15 protein-coding genes are annotated in these 16,917 nt (G+C 37.1%); 7 read left to right on the top strand and 8 right to left on the bottom strand.

Annotation, left to right across the window (positions count from 1 at the left end):
• Positions 1-4: 4 nt before the first annotated feature.
• Positions 5-733 carry a DUF4377 domain-containing protein gene (locus ACQ33O_RS12645; protein WP_430995954.1) on the bottom strand — a complete coding sequence of 243 codons (729 nt, stop codon included), beginning with the start codon at positions 731-733 and terminating at the stop codon, positions 5-7.
• Between the two features lie 229 nt (positions 734-962).
• On the opposite strand from ACQ33O_RS12645, the gene ACQ33O_RS12640 reads away from it, so the two are divergent.
• From ACQ33O_RS12640 to ACQ33O_RS12620, 5 genes are all read left to right on the top strand, one after another.
• The gene (locus tag ACQ33O_RS12640) at positions 963-1,244 is read left to right on the top strand and encodes a co-chaperone GroES (protein WP_430995953.1); all 282 of its coding nucleotides are present in this window, start codon (positions 963-965) and stop codon (positions 1,242-1,244) included.
• Between the two features lie 120 nt (positions 1,245-1,364).
• The gene (gene groL, locus ACQ33O_RS12635; RefSeq protein WP_430995952.1) at positions 1,365-2,999 is read left to right on the top strand and encodes a chaperonin GroEL; all 1,635 of its coding nucleotides are present in this window, start codon (positions 1,365-1,367) and stop codon (positions 2,997-2,999) included.
• A gap of 512 nt (positions 3,000-3,511) precedes the next feature.
• Positions 3,512-4,237, top strand: a complete 726-nt coding sequence (locus ACQ33O_RS12630) for a GDSL-type esterase/lipase family protein (RefSeq protein WP_430995951.1) — start codon at positions 3,512-3,514, stop codon at positions 4,235-4,237.
• Between the two features lie 216 nt (positions 4,238-4,453).
• A complete protein-coding gene (locus tag ACQ33O_RS12625) occupies positions 4,454-9,190 on the top strand; it encodes a PKD domain-containing protein (RefSeq protein WP_430995950.1) in 4,737 nt (1,578 codons plus the stop codon).
• A 107-nt stretch (positions 9,191-9,297) separates the two neighbouring features.
• A complete protein-coding gene (locus tag ACQ33O_RS12620) occupies positions 9,298-9,996 on the top strand; it encodes a GldM family protein (protein WP_430995949.1) in 699 nt (232 codons plus the stop codon).
• Positions 9,997-10,000: 4 nt separating this feature from the next.
• Here ACQ33O_RS12620 and ACQ33O_RS12615 read toward each other — a convergent pair whose 3' ends face one another.
• The 6 genes from ACQ33O_RS12615 to ACQ33O_RS12590 all read right to left on the bottom strand — a co-directional run bounded on the left by ACQ33O_RS12615 (position 10,001) and on the right by ACQ33O_RS12590 (position 14,633).
• The gene (locus ACQ33O_RS12615; protein WP_430995948.1) at positions 10,001-10,642 is read right to left on the bottom strand and encodes a response regulator; all 642 of its coding nucleotides are present in this window, start codon (positions 10,640-10,642) and stop codon (positions 10,001-10,003) included.
• 125 nt (positions 10,643-10,767) lie between these two features.
• A complete protein-coding gene (gene dapB / locus ACQ33O_RS12610) occupies positions 10,768-11,484 on the bottom strand; it encodes a 4-hydroxy-tetrahydrodipicolinate reductase (RefSeq protein ID WP_430995947.1) in 717 nt (238 codons plus the stop codon).
• A 51-nt stretch (positions 11,485-11,535) separates the two neighbouring features.
• Positions 11,536-12,102, bottom strand: coding sequence for a DUF5683 domain-containing protein (locus tag ACQ33O_RS12605; protein ID WP_430995946.1), 567 nt, complete (start codon positions 12,100-12,102; stop codon positions 11,536-11,538).
• The gene (locus ACQ33O_RS12600; protein WP_430995945.1) at positions 12,102-13,016 is read right to left on the bottom strand and encodes a ParB/RepB/Spo0J family partition protein; all 915 of its coding nucleotides are present in this window, start codon (positions 13,014-13,016) and stop codon (positions 12,102-12,104) included. Before ACQ33O_RS12600 ends, ACQ33O_RS12605 begins: the two co-directional genes overlap by 1 nt.
• A gap of 85 nt (positions 13,017-13,101) precedes the next feature.
• Positions 13,102-13,902, bottom strand: coding sequence for a ParA family protein (locus tag ACQ33O_RS12595; protein ID WP_430995944.1), 801 nt, complete (start codon positions 13,900-13,902; stop codon positions 13,102-13,104).
• A 50-nt stretch (positions 13,903-13,952) separates the two neighbouring features.
• A complete protein-coding gene (locus ACQ33O_RS12590; protein WP_430995943.1) occupies positions 13,953-14,633 on the bottom strand; it encodes a metal-dependent hydrolase in 681 nt (226 codons plus the stop codon).
• Positions 14,634-14,743: 110 nt separating this feature from the next.
• Between ACQ33O_RS12590 and ACQ33O_RS12585 the strand changes: the two genes are divergently transcribed.
• Together ACQ33O_RS12585 and ACQ33O_RS12580 are read left to right on the top strand one after the other, a co-directional pair.
• Positions 14,744-15,253 (top strand): NADPH-dependent FMN reductase, encoded by a 510-nt coding sequence (locus ACQ33O_RS12585; RefSeq protein ID WP_430995942.1) that lies wholly within the window; start codon positions 14,744-14,746, stop codon positions 15,251-15,253.
• A gap of 29 nt (positions 15,254-15,282) precedes the next feature.
• Positions 15,283-16,533, top strand: coding sequence for a metallophosphoesterase (locus ACQ33O_RS12580; protein ID WP_430995941.1), 1,251 nt, complete (start codon positions 15,283-15,285; stop codon positions 16,531-16,533).
• 21 nt (positions 16,534-16,554) lie between these two features.
• Here the strand turns inward: ACQ33O_RS12580 and ACQ33O_RS12575 are convergent, their stop codons facing one another.
• Positions 16,555-16,914, bottom strand: coding sequence for a hypothetical protein (locus ACQ33O_RS12575; protein WP_430995940.1), 360 nt, complete (start codon positions 16,912-16,914; stop codon positions 16,555-16,557).
• Between the last annotated feature and the right edge of the window lie 3 nt (positions 16,915-16,917).

Genomic DNA, 16,917 nt, shown 5'->3' with positions numbered 1-16,917 from the left:
AATCTTAAATTTGCCTATCGGGCACTACCAATACAATATCGTCTTGCGAATATCTTAACACCACTGTCGATCCCTTCAATAGGTCAATATCCTTGCCTTTATTGCTAACAGTATATCCATCAACTTCTTCAAGAAGGGATCTTATTTTATTATCACTGTTGTTTAGTATGTCAGGACAAGCCATTAGGGTTCCACCGATCACACCGAACTGAATTTTTTTGTCATCTATTGATTTGATGCTTCCAAAATAGCTGTTGCATCCGTCGTTACCGTAAATTCTTTTAGCTTTAATATCAAATCTGATATGACTTTTTTTATTATCGCCGATCCATTTTAAAGTATCGGAATCCAAATAATAATAAAGTGTATATTTTTTGTCATTGATATCTGTCTTTACCGGCTTTACCTTCACCGGTTTTTTGCTTAGCACTTTTATCAGTTTATAGTAGTAATTAATACCCTCAAACGGAGGAAATTCATGCATGATCTTCTTTACTGTAATGGTATAGAGATAACCTTCCTCATATTCGAGCCCTCTTATTTGTCCAGCATAGTTTTGCCAGTTCTTATACATCCTGCTCTTGGCATCTTTGATCTGAAAACAATAGCCATACGGCATGGTCGTGCAATTCCCATACTTACTGTTTACATAAAGTACTAACGGGGCTTTTTGAGCAAAAATGGCTGAACCAAGGAGTAGAAAAGCAATAATAGATAAAATCCCTTTTTTCATTGTACTAAGTTTTATTGTAAGAGTAAGATTCCATTTCTCCGAAAAATACATACAATTCCGTTAAATGCAACTATTTATGAAGTTTTGACACCCAAAAAAATCTGTAAAATGACAGTTTGGGTAAAGAAGTCTGCCAAACATTCTTTTTAAACGTTTGGTACAAAATTGGATTACCTTCGCTGCCCGGTAAAACCGGCTTAATTAAAAACAATCAAAAACTAATACAATTATGGCGAAGAAGTTAAGCATTACCCCTCTACACGACAGGGTGATTGTTAAAGCTGCTGCCGCAGAAGAAAAGTCTGCCGGCGGAATCATTATTCCTGATACTGCAAAAGAAAAACCACAACGTGGTACTGTAGTAGCTGCAGGTCCCGGTAAAAAAGATGAACCTGTAACCGTAAAAGCTGGCGATACAGTTTTATATGGTAAATACGCTGGCACAGAGATCACGATCGAAGGGTTGGAATACCTGATCATGAGAGAGAGTGATATTCTTGCAATCGTTTAATCAATTTGGAGATTTGAAGATTTGAAGATTTGATAATGTTTTAATAGTAATCAGGTCTTTAAATTAGCAAGCTCCGAAATTTCCAAATCACCAAATTTCCAAATCATCAAATTAAATACAATGGCAAAATTAATATACTTCGATATCGAAGCCCGTAACAAAATGAAAAAGGGCGTTGATACTTTAGCGAATGCAGTTAAAGTAACACTTGGACCAAAAGGTCGTAATGTAGTAATAGAAAAAAAATTCGGTTCTCCATCAGTTACTAAAGATGGTGTAACTGTAGCGAAAGAAATTGACTTGGAAGATCCTATTGAAAACATGGGAGCTCAAATGGTGAAAGAAGTTGCATCAAAAACTGCAGACATTGCAGGTGATGGTACAACAACTGCAACTGTTTTAGCACAAGCAATTATCGGCGAAGGTTTGAAAATGGTTGCTGCAGGTGCAAATCCAATGGATTTGAAACGTGGTATTGATAAAGCGGTTTCTATTGTTGTTGAGCATTTAAAATCTCAATCACAAACTGTAGGTAACGACAGTAAAAAAATTCAACAAGTAGCAACGATCTCTGCTAACAACGACGAAACCATCGGTAAATTAATTGCTGAGGCTTTTGCAAAAGTTGGTAAAGAAGGTGTGATCACTGTTGAAGAAGCAAAAGGAACGGATACAACTGTTGATATTGTTGAAGGTATGCAATTCGACCGTGGATATGTATCTCCATACTTTGTAACCAACAGCGAAAAAATGCAAACAGAATTGCAAAATCCTTATATCTTAATTTATGATAAAAAGATATCTGCAATGAAAGACATTCTTCATATTTTGGAGAAAGTTGCACAAAGTGGTCGTCCGTTATTAATTATTGCGGAAGATCTGGAAGGAGAAGCATTGGCAACATTAGTGGTGAACAAATTACGTGGTACTATTAAAGTAGCTGCTGTAAAAGCTCCTGGCTTTGGTGACAGAAGAAAAGAAATGTTAACAGATATTGCTATCCTAACTGCAGGTACTGTTATCAGCGAAGAATTAGGACATAAATTAGAAGGTGCTGATTTGACTTCTTTGGGTCAAGCGGCTTCAGTTACAATTGATAAAGACAACACAACCATCGTTGGTGGTAAAGGAGCTAAGAAAGATATTCTTGCTCGTGTAAATCAAATCAAAGCACAAGTAGAAAATACAACTTCAGATTACGACAAAGAAAAATTACAGGAACGCCTTGCTAAATTAGCCGGTGGTGTTGCGGTTCTTTATGTGGGTGCTGCTACCGAAGTTGAAATGAAAGAAAAGAAAGACAGAGTAGACGATGCTTTACATGCAACAAGAGCTGCTGTTGAAGAAGGAATTGTTCCCGGTGGTGGTGTTGCTTACATCCGTGCAGTTGAAAGTCTTGAACCAAAAGTAAAAGGCCAAATTGCAGATGAGCAAACAGGTATGCAGATTGTTCGTCGTGCTTTAGAAGCACCGATCCGTACACTTACATCTAACGCTGGTATCGATGGCTCTATCGTTGTACAAAAGATCAGAGAAGGTAAAGGAGATTTCGGTTTCAATGCAAGAACTGAAGTGTACGAAAACCTGTTCAAAGCGGGTGTTATCGATCCAACTAAAGTGAGCCGTGTTGCTTTGGAAAATGCAGCAAGCATTGCAGGTATGTTGTTAACCACAGAATGTGTAATTGCCGACAAACCTAAAGACGAAGCTCCAATGCCTCATGGTGCACCTGATATGGGTGGTATGGGCTACTAATTGATAGCTGATAATTTATAATTGATAATAAAAGTCCCTTCTGCGAAAGCTTGAGGGACTTTTCAATAAAATTTTTCTCTAACAATTAAAATGTATGACTTATGAAAAAAAGATTACAACATTGGTATTGTTACCTGAAACAAATTTTAGGGTTGCACAAAGATGATTACTGGGATAACAATCCTTTTGTAATTCATTAATGATGTCTGCCTTGTTTAAATCCCCGCCATGCTTTGCATAGCGGGGATTTTTATTTTGATACCGGCAGTAGTTCTTTATTCATCTTCATTGGCGTCGCACCCTTGTACAGTATTTCTTTATTGAACTTTTATTGACGCATAGTTTGTCAGTACTATGTTTTTTTGAATAATATGATCTCTTTGACTACAACTCAAGATCTTGTAATTCTTTTCAAAAAAGTAAAGACAAGTCTTATTAAAGTGAGGATAACTAAATCTTATTACCGTATCTATTTGTTTTTAATGTCTTTATTTTTAACAAAATGATTTTAGATGAAAAACAGAAGATTTACTCTTTTAATTATTACAAACATTATCACACTCATTGGTTTTTTTACATTGTTTTATAATGGTAGTTACTGGACAAAGATCCGTCAGTTTATTACTTATAGAAATGATACAACTACTTATCTCAGAAAATCGCAGTTTATGGAACAGATGGATTACTGCACCACATTGTATCAAGGCCAGTCGAATATTGTAATGTTTGGTAATTCTTTAGTTTACCGTATGTTTTGGAATGAACTGTTGGAAAGACAAGATGTTGCTAACAGAGGTGCAGGTACTGATATTACACAAGGACTAATTGTGCGTCTTCCATTTGTTTATAAAGCAAAACCGAAAATTTGTTTTATTGAAGGAGGGATCAATGATATAATGAATCAGATCAATCCGGATTCTACCCTGAAGCATTTGGCTGCAATTGTAGACAAGTTGAAGGAGCGTAATATCATTCCGGTATTACACACTGTTATTTATGTTTCTAGTGACGAACCGAATCATAAAGTATATAACTCAAAAGTTTCGGCCTTAAATGAAAGGATCTTACAATTTGCAAAAGCCGCTAATGTTAAAGTGATCAATTTGAATCCTCACTTATCACAAAATCAACAATTAAAACATGAGTATGCACAAGGAGATGGCATTCATTTAACATCTAAAGCTTATTTAATTTGGAAGGAGGAGATCCGAAAAGTATTAGACGAATATCATATCTAATTCCGGAATACTATTTTTAAGAATCATATAGATTTAGATTTTACAATATAGGGATGCTTACTTTTCTTATTTGATGCTTTCAAGCATCTTTTCTGCATTTTTTTTATTGTGCAAACAATCTTAATATAATTCCCGTTGATTTAATTGCATTTCTGAATACCGTTTGTTATTTTCATAACGAAGCCATCTTGCTTTGCCAAAACTTAACCTGTATTTATGAGAAAAATTTTATCCTGCCTCATTTTACTTTTTAGTATTCTTCAAACATTTAATGCAAGGTCGCAAGGATGCTGTCCGCAATTTACTTTAAGAGATGATGCCCATGTTTTCGCCTGTAAAAGTGATGAAAGGTGTCAGGGAGGATCAAATGGTGGACCTGCAGAAGGGCACTATGCATGTAAAAACAGTTCGGCAAATTATACTGTCTTCCCTAATCTTCCAGGGTTTACATATACCTGGACAGTAGCAGGAGGAACACCCACCGGTTTTTCAGGTAATCCCATAACAGTTACTTGGGGCAATGGCAGTACGGGATCTCTACAGGTTATAGTTGCTAATGGAGCAGGGACCTGTGTAGATACGCTCACAGAAAATTTTTGTTTGTTAACTCCTCCAACTGCAGCATTCAATTTTAGCCCGAATACAAATATTTGTTCCAGTACGATCCTACAGTTCAATAACACATCATCCGGAGCTAATACATATTACTGGGATTTTGGCGATGGTAATTCTTCTACTGCTACCAATCCAACGCATCAATATGCAACGCCGGGTACTTACAATGTACTGCTTACTATATCTAATGTTTTTAACGGAGAAAAATGTGGTTGTTCCGATACAATGATGGTAGTGATTACTGTTGATCCGGGGACATCACCAGAGATAATATCTAGTTGTTCAAAAATGCTTTGTCCGAATGATACAGCAAGTTATTGTGTAAACTCAACCTGTCCGCCTTTTAACTGGACAGTAAACGGCGGTACTATTGTTGGACCATCTAATCAGCAATGTGTGCTAATACAATGGAATAATCCTCCTGCCAATTATCCTACATCTGTTACCGTTAGTACGGGTACTTGTGCCGGACAATGCAGTAGTGTGGGTACGCTAAATGTCCCTGTTTTATACAATAATATTCCTATTTCAGGGAATACCGTTGTTTGTCAGAACTCATCGCAAACTTATTCATTACCTGTTTTACCGGGTACATTTTACAGTTGGAGTGTAACGAGTGGAGGAGCTATATTAGGAGTAGATTCAAATAGTGTAGAATTTAATGTGCAATGGGTAGGAACACCGGGTAGTGCAGATACCATTACTTGTATTTATAACAACCCCTATACCGGTTGTGGCGATACTTCAATATTGATCGTTAATATCCGGCCTAAATTTTTAATAAATGGCTCTTCGCCATTATGTGTTGGTAATACAGGTAGTTATTTTGTAACAGATGGTGGTGCAGCAGATTTTTCAATTACTCCCAATACGGGCTTTACGCCACCCGGCCCTTTTCTAAACACACCGCTTATTACTCCAACATGGAATGTAGCCGGTAATTATGTTGTGTTTGCAACACCAGTAATAGCTGCAAATTATTGTACAGCTTCATCTTCCTTTAATGTAGTGATAAACGATACGCCTGCGATCGGAATTATAAGTGGTCAACAAGTGATCTGTCCTGGAGGTAGTTATGTATACAGTGTTGGTACAAATATGCCCGGAGTAGGGCAGTTTTATTGGTCAGTTACTCCGGGAGATACGATTCTTTCTGAAATGGGAGCACACAAAGATTCGGTTGTTGTAAAATGGAATGGCACAGGGCCACATACGGTAAGTGTGTATCAAATGGTAAAAGGATGTCCTTCAAGTGTTGCTACTTTAACGGTGACTTTAGTGCCACCTCCGGTAATACTAACGGGAACGGCTAATGCTTGTGTGGATCAGAATTTTACTTATGCAGCAAATAATACTTTGCCTAGCGGTAGTTATATCTGGAGTGTTTTACCGGTCAATTCAGGTACTATCACAAGCGGACAAGGAACGAATTCGGTTCAGATACAATGGCATGGTTCAATATTCAACCCTATTACGTTTGACACAGTAGTAGTAACTACCTGTGGTGGTACGGATACATTCTTTGTAACCGTTTCTGAGCCTCCGCCGACAAGTATTGCGCCTTCCGGATTTTTATGTTCTGGTATCAATTTAACTTCTACACTCAGTGGAGTATCTTATCAATGGTATTTGAATGATAATCCATTGCCGAGTACCAATACACAATCGATCAATATCAATCAGGCTGGTACATACATGGTGTATGTATACCAATCGCCGGGGGCTTGTCCATCGAGAGCAACAATTACTATACCTCCTGATCAGAAACCATATCTGGTATTACCATGTGGCACTGGTATTTTCGATTACCTGCCACCTGATACTACTTCTATAAAATATTGCAGTGGTTCGGCAATTAGTTCGGCAATTAATGTTGCTACTCCCGGAGGTCCATGCAATTTCCAATGGTATATGAACACTTACAGTAATCCTGTTGGTGCTAATAGTTCTTCATATACGGCTACAGCTATTGGTTTGTATTGGGTTGTTACTACCAATATTGCAAGTGGTTGTAAAGACACATTGGGCTATGTAAAAATTGATACGATCTGTTGCGATAACAGTTATGCAATGAATTTTGTTGAAACAGGTTGCGATACAATGCATTTCAAAGCCAGTATTACACCGGTGCCAAATCCTCAATTCCCTTATCACTGGTGTTTTGGTGATGGTGCAAGTGCTGTTACAGTTTCAGATAGTGTTGATCATAAATACAAATATGCAGGTCAATATACTGTGTGTGTTTATACATATGTAATTACCGGAACAGGAGATACCTGCGCCGAAAATTATTGCCGAACGATTGATGTACCGATGGAAGCCGATTTTGATACACTCATAACCTGTGGTGCAGTCAAACTAACCGACATGTCGACGGCAATGCCGGCTTATAGTCCATACAATTATTTCTGGAGTTCAACCGGGCCGGCAACCTTCAGTCCATCGAATACAGTTGCAAACCCAACAATTACCTATACGGCGGGGGGAACCTATACTGTCACGCTGACAATTTCTAAAAATGGCTGTTCGTCTACCATTTCAAAACCGGTTACAATTTATCTTGTTAATGCAGCGATCAACGGGCCAACAACGGTTTGTGCAGGCACGGATGCACCATTCAGCGCAACGCCTACGGGGCCACTATATCAATACGCCTGGAATTTTGGAGATAATGCAACGTCTTTCATTGCAAATACCAATCATTCCTATCCAACACCCGGGACAACCAATTACACAATAACACTAACGGTTACGGATAGCCATGGATGCACCGATGTTGCTACGCATCCGATAACAGTTATAGCTCCGCCGCCTGTGAATATTACACCGGATACATTCATTTGTCCGGGTAGCACTGCTATGCTGACAGTTACAGCCGGTTTCCAAACTTATCAATGGTATCACAATGGGAATCCTATTAGTGGTGCTAATTCTAATACCTATGCAACAGGTGCTATTGGCCAGTATTGGGTTGTTGTAACCAGTAATAATGGTGGATGTAATATTACCTCACCTATATGTCAGGTGTTTTATCGTCCGTTGCCAATAGCAAATATACAAGGGCAATCCATTGCTTGCTGGGATGGCACCAATCCGGCGAGTATATTTTTATACAATGATCCGGTATTATCGAATTATGCGTATCAGTGGTATCTGGGAGGGGTACCTATTCCTGCTGAAACAAACTATTATTTAAACACAACTCAAAATGCTTTAGGTACCTATAGTTATTCACTAACAGTTACGGATACAAGTATAAATGGTGGCTGTTCTGTAACAGATACTTTCTGTGTTATTGTAGGGTTATCTCCGCAGGTGATTGTTACACCACCTTCCGGAGGACCTTTCTGTTCGGGCAGTGTTTATACTTTCACAGCTATGGGTTTACCTCCAAATCCTAATTATGTTTATTACTGGAATAATGGTGTGTATGGTCAATCAATGAGTACAGGCCAATCGGGTAATTATTTTGTAACGGTTACCAATCCTGTAAATGGATGCATCGGTACTTCCACTGCAGTGGGTATTAAGCGTAGTCCGACGGCAATTTTATTCCCTGTTGGTTGCGATACACTTTGCGACACAAGTAATATTGTGCCTCCGTTGCCATTAACGAGCAATCTTACCTACGGTATTTATACAATCGATTGGTATGATAACGGCAACTATATATATTCTGGTCCGTTCTTACCTGTTTCAGTATTGGTTCCGTTGTTAGGTAATCATAATATCAGTATGGTTGTTACATTTAATGGATGTTCTGATTCATCCGATGTGTACAGCATATTTGTGATAGACTGTTTGTCAACCATACCGGTAAAAATTTCATCTTTTGTCGTCAATAAACAAAATACGGATGCAATGGTAAGCTGGCAAATGACAGAAACGATTGGTATTGATCGATATGAAATTCTTCGTTCAACTGATGGTGTTTATTTTACTTCAGTAAATAAAATCTCAAATATTACCGGAAGGAATAATTATTCATATGCTGATAAATATCTTATTGCCGGAATGTATTATTATCGGGTGAGAGTAATAGAGAAAACAGGTGCATCCTATTTAACAGCGATCAGAGCAATAAGAATTATTGATAATACTGCAGTAAGGTTATATCCCAATCCGGTTAAGAATGGTTTATTTACTATTGCTACCAATGATACAAGACATAAGACCATTAAGGTTTTTGATAGTAGGGGAATATTGAAATATTCATATAGTACGGTTGCTTCAATATATAAAATAGATGCAACGATTTGGGCAAAAGGAATGTATATGGTAAGTGTGATCAGTGATGATGGACAGGTACAGACGAAGCAGTTGGTTCTGATCAAATAGATTGGAATAATTTTTTATTTAGTATCCGAAGTTTTCAGACTTCGGATATTTTTTTAACGTATTCGTATATTTTATTTGAGTATTTTACTCTAAAATAATTGTCTGATATGCAATCATTGAAAAAGTATTTTATTCTATTATTTATATTTTGTACAAACTTTTCATTGTATGCTCAACGTACAGCAGTAGCACTGGAAAAGATGAACGTCTTTTATATTGGTGTGGAAAATCCGCTTACTGTTGCCGCTGAAAATTGTTCTTGTGCTCAACTTGTAGTTAAAGCAACTAACGGGAGACTGACTCGTAAAGGGTGTAACTTTATAATTAGAGTAACAGAACCCGGAAAATCTGCAATAATTATATATAAACGAACCGGTAACAAACTTAAGGAATTGGACACATGGGAATATCGAGTTAAGATGGTCCCAGACCCTATTTTTAAGATTGGGTATTACGGACCATGTAGAGATAAAATAACAACCAATCACATAAAAGAGCAAAAATTTGTAAGGGCTGAATTGGAAAATTTTGATTTTCTAGGCAATTTCAAAGTCGATAGTTTTCGTGTAACAATTAGTAATGATTCGTCTCTAACTAAGACTTATTTGAATATTTCAAATAAAATAAGTGATGAGCTCCATGCGGCTTTTCTAGCTCTCCAAAAAAATGATAAAATAGTTTTTGATAAGATATTAGTTACGGGACCAGATAAAATTCAAAGAGAAATAGCTCCACTGGTTTTATACGTTGAAAATACTTTGGAAAAATTTGTGGAATCAAGCAATAAAGGGCTTAGTTGTTGGTAAAGCATTAAATCAACTTATGCTCATACGCATACTTGATCAGCCCAATCACACTGGAGGTTTTTGTCTTGCGAAAGATATTCTTTCTATGCGTTTCAACAGTACGTTCACTGAGGAAAAGGGTATCGGCAATTTTTTTGTTGCTGTATTCTTTTTCTATGAGCTGAATGATCTCGATTTCACGGGCAGTTAAATTGGTTGCTTCATTTTCTTTTTCAATTTCAGAAGCTTTTGTCATTTCTGTTAATACATCCTGACTGAAATAAATACCACCGTTAGATATTTTTGTCAGCGCAGCAATGAATTCCTGTTTACCGATGTTTTTTAAAACATAACCGGAGATATTTGCCTCATCAATCATTTGATTCACCAGATCGCCTTGTCCGCTCATTGATAACGCAAGAATTTTAATATCAGGGAATTTCGTTCTTACTTCTTTTGCCAATTCTGCACCATTCATAACGGGCATCATTATATCAGTAAGTAGAATATCAACATGTTTAGTTGGAAGTATTTGCAGTATATCGGTTGGTTGTGTACATTCTGCTACCACCTTAAATGTATCATGTCCGTTCAGTAAAGATTTGAGTCCGTCAATAACTATCTGATGGTCATCAACAATAGCTAATGATATTTTTCCGTTCTTCATTTTGTTGAGTAAGGTTATGAGGCAGTTATTACAAGCCAGTTTAAGCTAAGTAATTGAAATACATGCCTTACAAAGATAATGCAAGCAAAATTTAAAAGTCCGTTAATTTTAGAAGGAGGTATTTGTTAAAAACCTAAGACTTCTTTCATACTGAAAATCCCTTTTTTACCTTTCAGGAATTCAGCTGCCAATACCGCACCCGTAGCAAACCCAGTACGATTGTGGGCAGTATGCGTAATTTCAATATCATCAATAGGGGATGAGTATTTGATGATGTGGGTGCCCGGAGCAGGGTCTATTCTTTCGCTTATGATAGAAAGCTCGGATGGTTTAACCGTTGTTGTATTCACCCAGTTATTTTTTCTTCCGATATTTTCAAGGATTTGTTCTGCCAATGTAATGGCAGTGCCACTTGGTGCATCTTTCTTTTGTGTATGATGTATTTCAACCATGCTTACATCATAGTCAGCATGTTGATTCATTAAAGCCGCTAATTTTTTATTTACTTCAAAGAAAATATTTACTCCAACACTATAATTGCTTGCATATAAAAAAGCGCCGTTTTTTGATTCACAAGCTTTCTTTACTTCATCCCATCTTTCCAACCAACCTGTGCTGCCACATACTAAAGGAATACCTGCATCTATACACTTTAAAATATTTTCAACTGCGCTGTGTGGACTGGTAAATTCAATTGCAACATCACACTTGTCTAAATTCTCTTTTGTGAATTCAGTGGCATTATCAATATCAAGTTTTAATGGAACGGTATGCCCTCTTTGCAATGCAATTTCTTCAATAGCTTTACCCATTTTGCCGTAGCCGATCAGTGCGATGTTCATGCTGAATGATTAATACGTTTAAAGTTTGATAGGGTGCAAAGGTAGAATATTTTATTTTCCGATATTCAAAACAAGGCTTACACCCGAAGTATTTGATTGCGGACTGTATCCTGCTTTGATGTGTAAGCTCAGGTCATCACTAACATCAAAGGATTTTAAATGTGCATCTACAGTGGCATCTACCACATTTAATCCCCAGAAAACGATGAAAAACAATGCTGAGTAATCTACGTTTTGCCTGAAAATGTTTCGATAGGTTTTCAATGAGCCTGCAGACAGGTTTCTAAATTTAAAATAGATGAGCGAATCTTGTCCGGCAAGCTTATAAATATAGCCTTGTTTAAGCCTTTTGTAATTTTTTACATTATAAACAAAGATGCCTGCAGTGGTTCCCAACGCACCATAAACCAAAGGAAGTTTCCAATATTTTTTATTGTAGATCTGTCCCCAACCTGGAAGAATGGCAGAACGTATTGTAGCAGTACGAGGTTTGAATTTATTTTTAGCGGTATCGACCGTTTTCAATTTAGGGATAACGATCGTGTCGGTTATTTGCAAACAGTATCCTTTACTGTAAATAACAGTTAGTAAAAAAAATATAAGCAATATTCTTTGCATCAACTTACCTTGATATTCAGTTTATCTAACAAAGCATTTAACTCTTCAATTGAATAATATTCAAAAGTTACGGAGCCGTATCCTTTTTTGTTGTGAACCAGTTTCACTTTTGTGTTGTACTGAGATGCAATATTATCTTCTATTTTTTTAAAAGCCGGGGCTAATGCTGCTTTTGCAGAATTTTTAACAGGTGCAGTACCGGTGTACATTTTTCTTACCAGTTCTTCAGTCTGACGAACGGATAAGCCTTTGTTCTTTATTTCAGAAAAAGCAAACAATTGTTTATCAACTAAGTCAATACTGATCAAAGCTCTTGCATGTCCCATACTGATAACGCCGGTACGTACAGCAATCTGAATATCCGGAGGTAATTTAAGTAAGCGAATGTAATTTGTTACAGTGCTGCGTTCTTTACCCATGCGTTCTGCTACCTGCTCCTGAGTGTAATCCAATTCATCCATCAAGCGTTTATAACTTAAGCCAATCTCAATGGCATTTAAATTTTCTCTTTGTAAATTTTCAAGCAATGCTAATTCTAATAATTCCGAATCATTAGCTTGTCTAACGTAAACGGGTACATCTTTTAACCCTGCAATTTTAGAGGCCCTGAAACGACGTTCGCCGGCAATCAATCTGTATTTGCCATTCGCCATTTTACTTACGGTTAATGGCTGAATGATATCGTGTATTTTAAGCGATGCTGCTAATTCACTCAATGCAGTCTCGTCAAAATCTCTACGTGGCTGTTTGGGATTTACTTCAATTTCACTTAACGGAATCCTGTTAACTGAAGTTGTTTTTTCGACTACTTCTGTTTTCAAAGATCCTGCAGTTGACTTTAAGTCTGAATCAATATTCTGTAATAAACTACGGATGCCTTTTCCGAGAGCATCTTTCTTGTTGGGTTGTGTCATGTTTTTGTATTGAGCTTCAAGCTACAAGATACAAGGGAGAAGCATGAAGTTAATTGACTTGTCCCTTGGGGCCTGTAGCTAATAACTATTCTAATATTTTATCTTCCTGATTAATCTTTGTCAGGTTATTTTTTTGTAAAATCTCTTTTGCTAAGTTCAGATAGTTTACAGCTCCTTTACTATCTGCATCGTATAATATTACAGGCTTGCCAAAGCTGGGAGCTTCGCTCAGTCTGGTGTTACGATGAATGATGCTGCTGAATACCATATCATCAAAATGCCTTCTTACCTCGGCTACTACCTGATTGCATAGACGAAGACGGCCATCATACATCGTCATTAAAATACCTTCAATCGCTAGGTCGGGATTCAATCTGTTTTGAACAATTTTAATTGTATTCAATAATTTCCCTAAACCTTCCAATGCAAAGAACTCGGTTTGAACCGGCACTGCAACACTATCTGCAGCAACTAATGCGTTTACAGTTATTAGCCCCAAAGAAGGAGAGCAGTCGATCACAATAAAATCATACTCATCTTTTAAAGGCTCTAATATCTTTTTTAAAACACCTTCACGGTTTGGATAGTTGATCATTTCAATTTCCGCACCAACAAGATCTATATGCGATGGAATCAGATCCAGATTTGGAATGGCCGTTTTCAACAATACATCTTTTGCATTGGCTTCATTCACCATGCAGTCATACAAACTCTTTGTTATATTGTGCAGATCAAAACCAACACCGGTGGTGCTGTTTGCTTGCGGATCGGCATCTACCAACAATGTTCTGTATTCCAGCACTGCTAAACTTGCTGCTAAATTGATTGCTGTAGTTGTTTTACCTACACCACCTTTTTGATTTGCTATTCCTATTACTCTTGCCATAATTTCTTTTACTTGGTAGTTACTTTTGACCATGGACCATAGACCATGGACTATACTTCAATTGTTTCTCCAATCACCGGAATTACTAACTCCAAATGTTTGCTCTTAAATAATTCAATTGCTTTCTGATGATCTATTTTAATATACCCAAAGGTATCATAATGTACCCCAATTATTTTTTTTGTTTGCACCATTATCGCCGCTTCACTTGCATCATCAACACCCATTGTGAAATTATCTCCAATGGGCAAAATTGCAAGGTCGATTTCGGCAAACATCGGAATTAATTGCATATCTAGCGTCAAAGCTGTATCTCCGCTGTAATAAAAATTAATTTCATCTGTCATAAAAATAAAGCCCATCGGGTTTCCGCCATAACTTCCATCCGGCAAACCGGAGGAATGTTGAGCCACCACACATTTCACTACTCCAAAATCAAATTGCCATTTACCACCGGTATTCATAGGGTGAGTATTGGGAACTCCTTTCTTATTTAGCCATTCATGAATTTCCCAACTGCAAACCACCTGTGCTCCTGTACTTTGTGCCAGCGTAATACAGTCCAGTGTATGATCTGCATGTCCATGACTGACAAAAATATAATCAGCTTCAATGCTGCTGATATTGATCTCTTTTGCCAATTCGTTGCCACTGATAAAAGGGTCGAAAAGTATCTTTTTACCACCCAATACTACACTAAAACAGGAATGTCCGTAATAAGTAAAATCCATATTAGTATATTTATATATGTATGACAGCTTGGCAAATTTAGCTATTCGGCATAAAATTGGGCAACAAAGGTTCAATATCTTTGTTACAAGTAATACACAATTCAATAAGAATGATCACTATAATATCGGGAACAAACAGGGCGGATAGCTATACACTAAGAGTAGCAAAGGAATACCAGCGCCTTTTGGCAGAAAAAGACGTGGAAGCAAATGTTTTTTCATTGGAAGATATCAACCTGATGAAGAGAGACAAGGCTTTTGAACAAATAGAGAATGAGGTCATTATTCCATCTCAAAGCTATATTTTTATTTCGCCTGAATACAATGGTAGTTTCCCCGGGGCTTTAAAATTATTCATTGATACCGCAAAACCAAGGCAGATATGGTGGAATAAAAAAGCATTGCTCACAGGAGTTGCTACGGGTAGGGCCGGTAACCTGAGAGGTATGGACCATTTATCCGGAGTGTTAAATCATTTAAAAATAATGGTTCACCCAAATCAATTGCCCATATCTTCGGTAGATAAATTGATGGACGAGAACGGCAACTTTACCGATGTTAATACCTTAAAGGTCATCAATAATCAAATTGATGAATTTATCAAATGGATCAACTCATAATTCTTAACTCATAATTCATAATTCGCAAAATGCGTACTCCCTTAGGTGCTTTCATATTTGTTGCCATCATGTTATTGCTGGATACTTATGTTTTTCAGGCAATCAAAGCAGTTTGTTCAAATGTTTCTCCAAAAACAAAAGCCATTGTTTATGCCATCTACTGGTCAGTATCTGTGATTGCATTGGTCGGTTTTTTGGTGTTTGTTTTTACCGATCATACGTTCATGCCACGAAAAGTGCGGACCTATTTGTTTGCAACAATTCTCGGTTTGTTCTTTGCAAAATTGATTGCAGTTGTTTTCTTTTTGATAGACGATATCCGCAGATTGATTCAATGGATCGCAGGAAAATTATTCTACGGAAATACCGAAGGCGAAACCATTGCAGGCGAAGGCATCAGTCGTTCTGTATTTTTAAGTTGGTTGGGACTGGCTGCAGGGGGCGGTTTATTTGGAAGTTTGCTCTACGGCTTCGGAAATAAATATAAATACCAGATCAAAAAATTACAATTGTCATACGATAATTTACCTGCAGCGTTTAAGGGATTAAAAATTGTACACATCAGTGATATACACAGCGGAAGTTTTACCAATAAAGAAGCGGTGCTACATGGTGTGAATGAGATCATGCAACAAAAGCCGGATATCATTTTATTTACAGGAGATCTGGTAAATGATAAGGCAACAGAAATGGATGATTACTTGGATGTTTTCAATCAATTGAAAGCACCGATGGGTGTGTATTCTACATTGGGCAATCATGATTACGGGGATTATGTACCCTGGCCGAATAATGGAATTACACAAGCACAGAATTTAGAAAATTTAAAAAAAGTGCATGCAAATTTGGGATGGCGTTTGTTGATGAATGAACATGTGGTATTGAAAAAAGAAGATGCTGAAATTGCATTACTCGGTATTGAGAACTGGAGTGCCAAAGCAAGATTTCCCAAGCATGGCAGAATGGATCTTGCATATCCGGGTGCAGAAAAATATCCTTTTAAAATATTGATGAGTCATGATCCAAGCCATTGGGATGCACAGGTAAAAACAGATTATCCTGATATTGATCTGACATTAAGTGGCCACACACACGGTATGCAATTTGGTATTGAGATCCCCGGTTTTAAATGGAGCCCCGTGCAATACATTTACAAACAATGGGCAGGATTGTATGAAGAGGCGCAACAAAAATTATATGTGAATCGTGGATTTGGGTTTATCGGTTACCCGGGCAGGGTAGGGATCTTGGCGGAAATAACGGTGATTGAGTTGGTGTAAATAAATTCTGAATTTAAATGTTTACTCAAAATAACATGAGTGATTATTTTGTTGTGTGCTATTTGATAAAATTATTTTGCCATCATAACCACTTATTTCTTCTTGTAAATGATCCCACTTTATCTTTGAATCGCATTTAAGTTTAAATATTTTATTTTCTATTAATTCGCCAGAGTTGTCATTGTAAATTCTAAAACTAGCAGCATTAGAATTTATAATAATTGAATCAACTACGAACCAATTTCCCCCGTCTGGCCCACCTGTCCAAAATGCATTTTCGGGAATACCTTTTACCCTTACAGGCTCAAATGAAGACTGTTTATTCTTACAATTAGAGAACAGTAAACAGCTTAAAATTAATTGACCTAGAATTTTTTTCATAAA

Source organism: Ferruginibacter sp. SUN002 (assembly GCF_050611725.1).
Classification (GTDB): domain Bacteria; phylum Bacteroidota; class Bacteroidia; order Chitinophagales; family Chitinophagaceae; genus Ferruginibacter.
The sequence above is the reverse complement of the archived record's forward strand: the minus strand, read 5'-3'. Positions and strand labels throughout refer to the sequence as shown.

Coding starts and splice junctions, on each gene's coding strand:
- ACQ33O_RS12645 (WP_430995954.1), bottom strand. CDS start 733: ATGAAAAAAGGGATTTTATCTATTATTGCTTTTCTACTCCTTGGTTCA.
- ACQ33O_RS12640 (WP_430995953.1), top strand. CDS start 963: ATGGCGAAGAAGTTAAGCATTACCCCTCTACACGACAGGGTGATTGTT.
- groL (WP_430995952.1), top strand. CDS start 1,365: ATGGCAAAATTAATATACTTCGATATCGAAGCCCGTAACAAAATGAAA.
- ACQ33O_RS12630 (WP_430995951.1), top strand. CDS start 3,512: ATGAAAAACAGAAGATTTACTCTTTTAATTATTACAAACATTATCACA.
- ACQ33O_RS12625 (WP_430995950.1), top strand. CDS start 4,454: ATGAGAAAAATTTTATCCTGCCTCATTTTACTTTTTAGTATTCTTCAA.
- ACQ33O_RS12620 (WP_430995949.1), top strand. CDS start 9,298: ATGCAATCATTGAAAAAGTATTTTATTCTATTATTTATATTTTGTACA.
- ACQ33O_RS12615 (WP_430995948.1), bottom strand. CDS start 10,642: ATGAAGAACGGAAAAATATCATTAGCTATTGTTGATGACCATCAGATA.
- dapB (WP_430995947.1), bottom strand. CDS start 11,484: ATGAACATCGCACTGATCGGCTACGGCAAAATGGGTAAAGCTATTGAA.
- ACQ33O_RS12605 (WP_430995946.1), bottom strand. CDS start 12,102: ATGCAAAGAATATTGCTTATATTTTTTTTACTAACTGTTATTTACAGT.
- ACQ33O_RS12600 (WP_430995945.1), bottom strand. CDS start 13,016: ATGACACAACCCAACAAGAAAGATGCTCTCGGAAAAGGCATCCGTAGT.
- ACQ33O_RS12595 (WP_430995944.1), bottom strand. CDS start 13,902: ATGGCAAGAGTAATAGGAATAGCAAATCAAAAAGGTGGTGTAGGTAAA.
- ACQ33O_RS12590 (WP_430995943.1), bottom strand. CDS start 14,633: ATGGATTTTACTTATTACGGACATTCCTGTTTTAGTGTAGTATTGGGT.
- ACQ33O_RS12585 (WP_430995942.1), top strand. CDS start 14,744: ATGATCACTATAATATCGGGAACAAACAGGGCGGATAGCTATACACTA.
- ACQ33O_RS12580 (WP_430995941.1), top strand. CDS start 15,283: ATGCGTACTCCCTTAGGTGCTTTCATATTTGTTGCCATCATGTTATTG.
- ACQ33O_RS12575 (WP_430995940.1), bottom strand. CDS start 16,914: ATGAAAAAAATTCTAGGTCAATTAATTTTAAGCTGTTTACTGTTCTCT.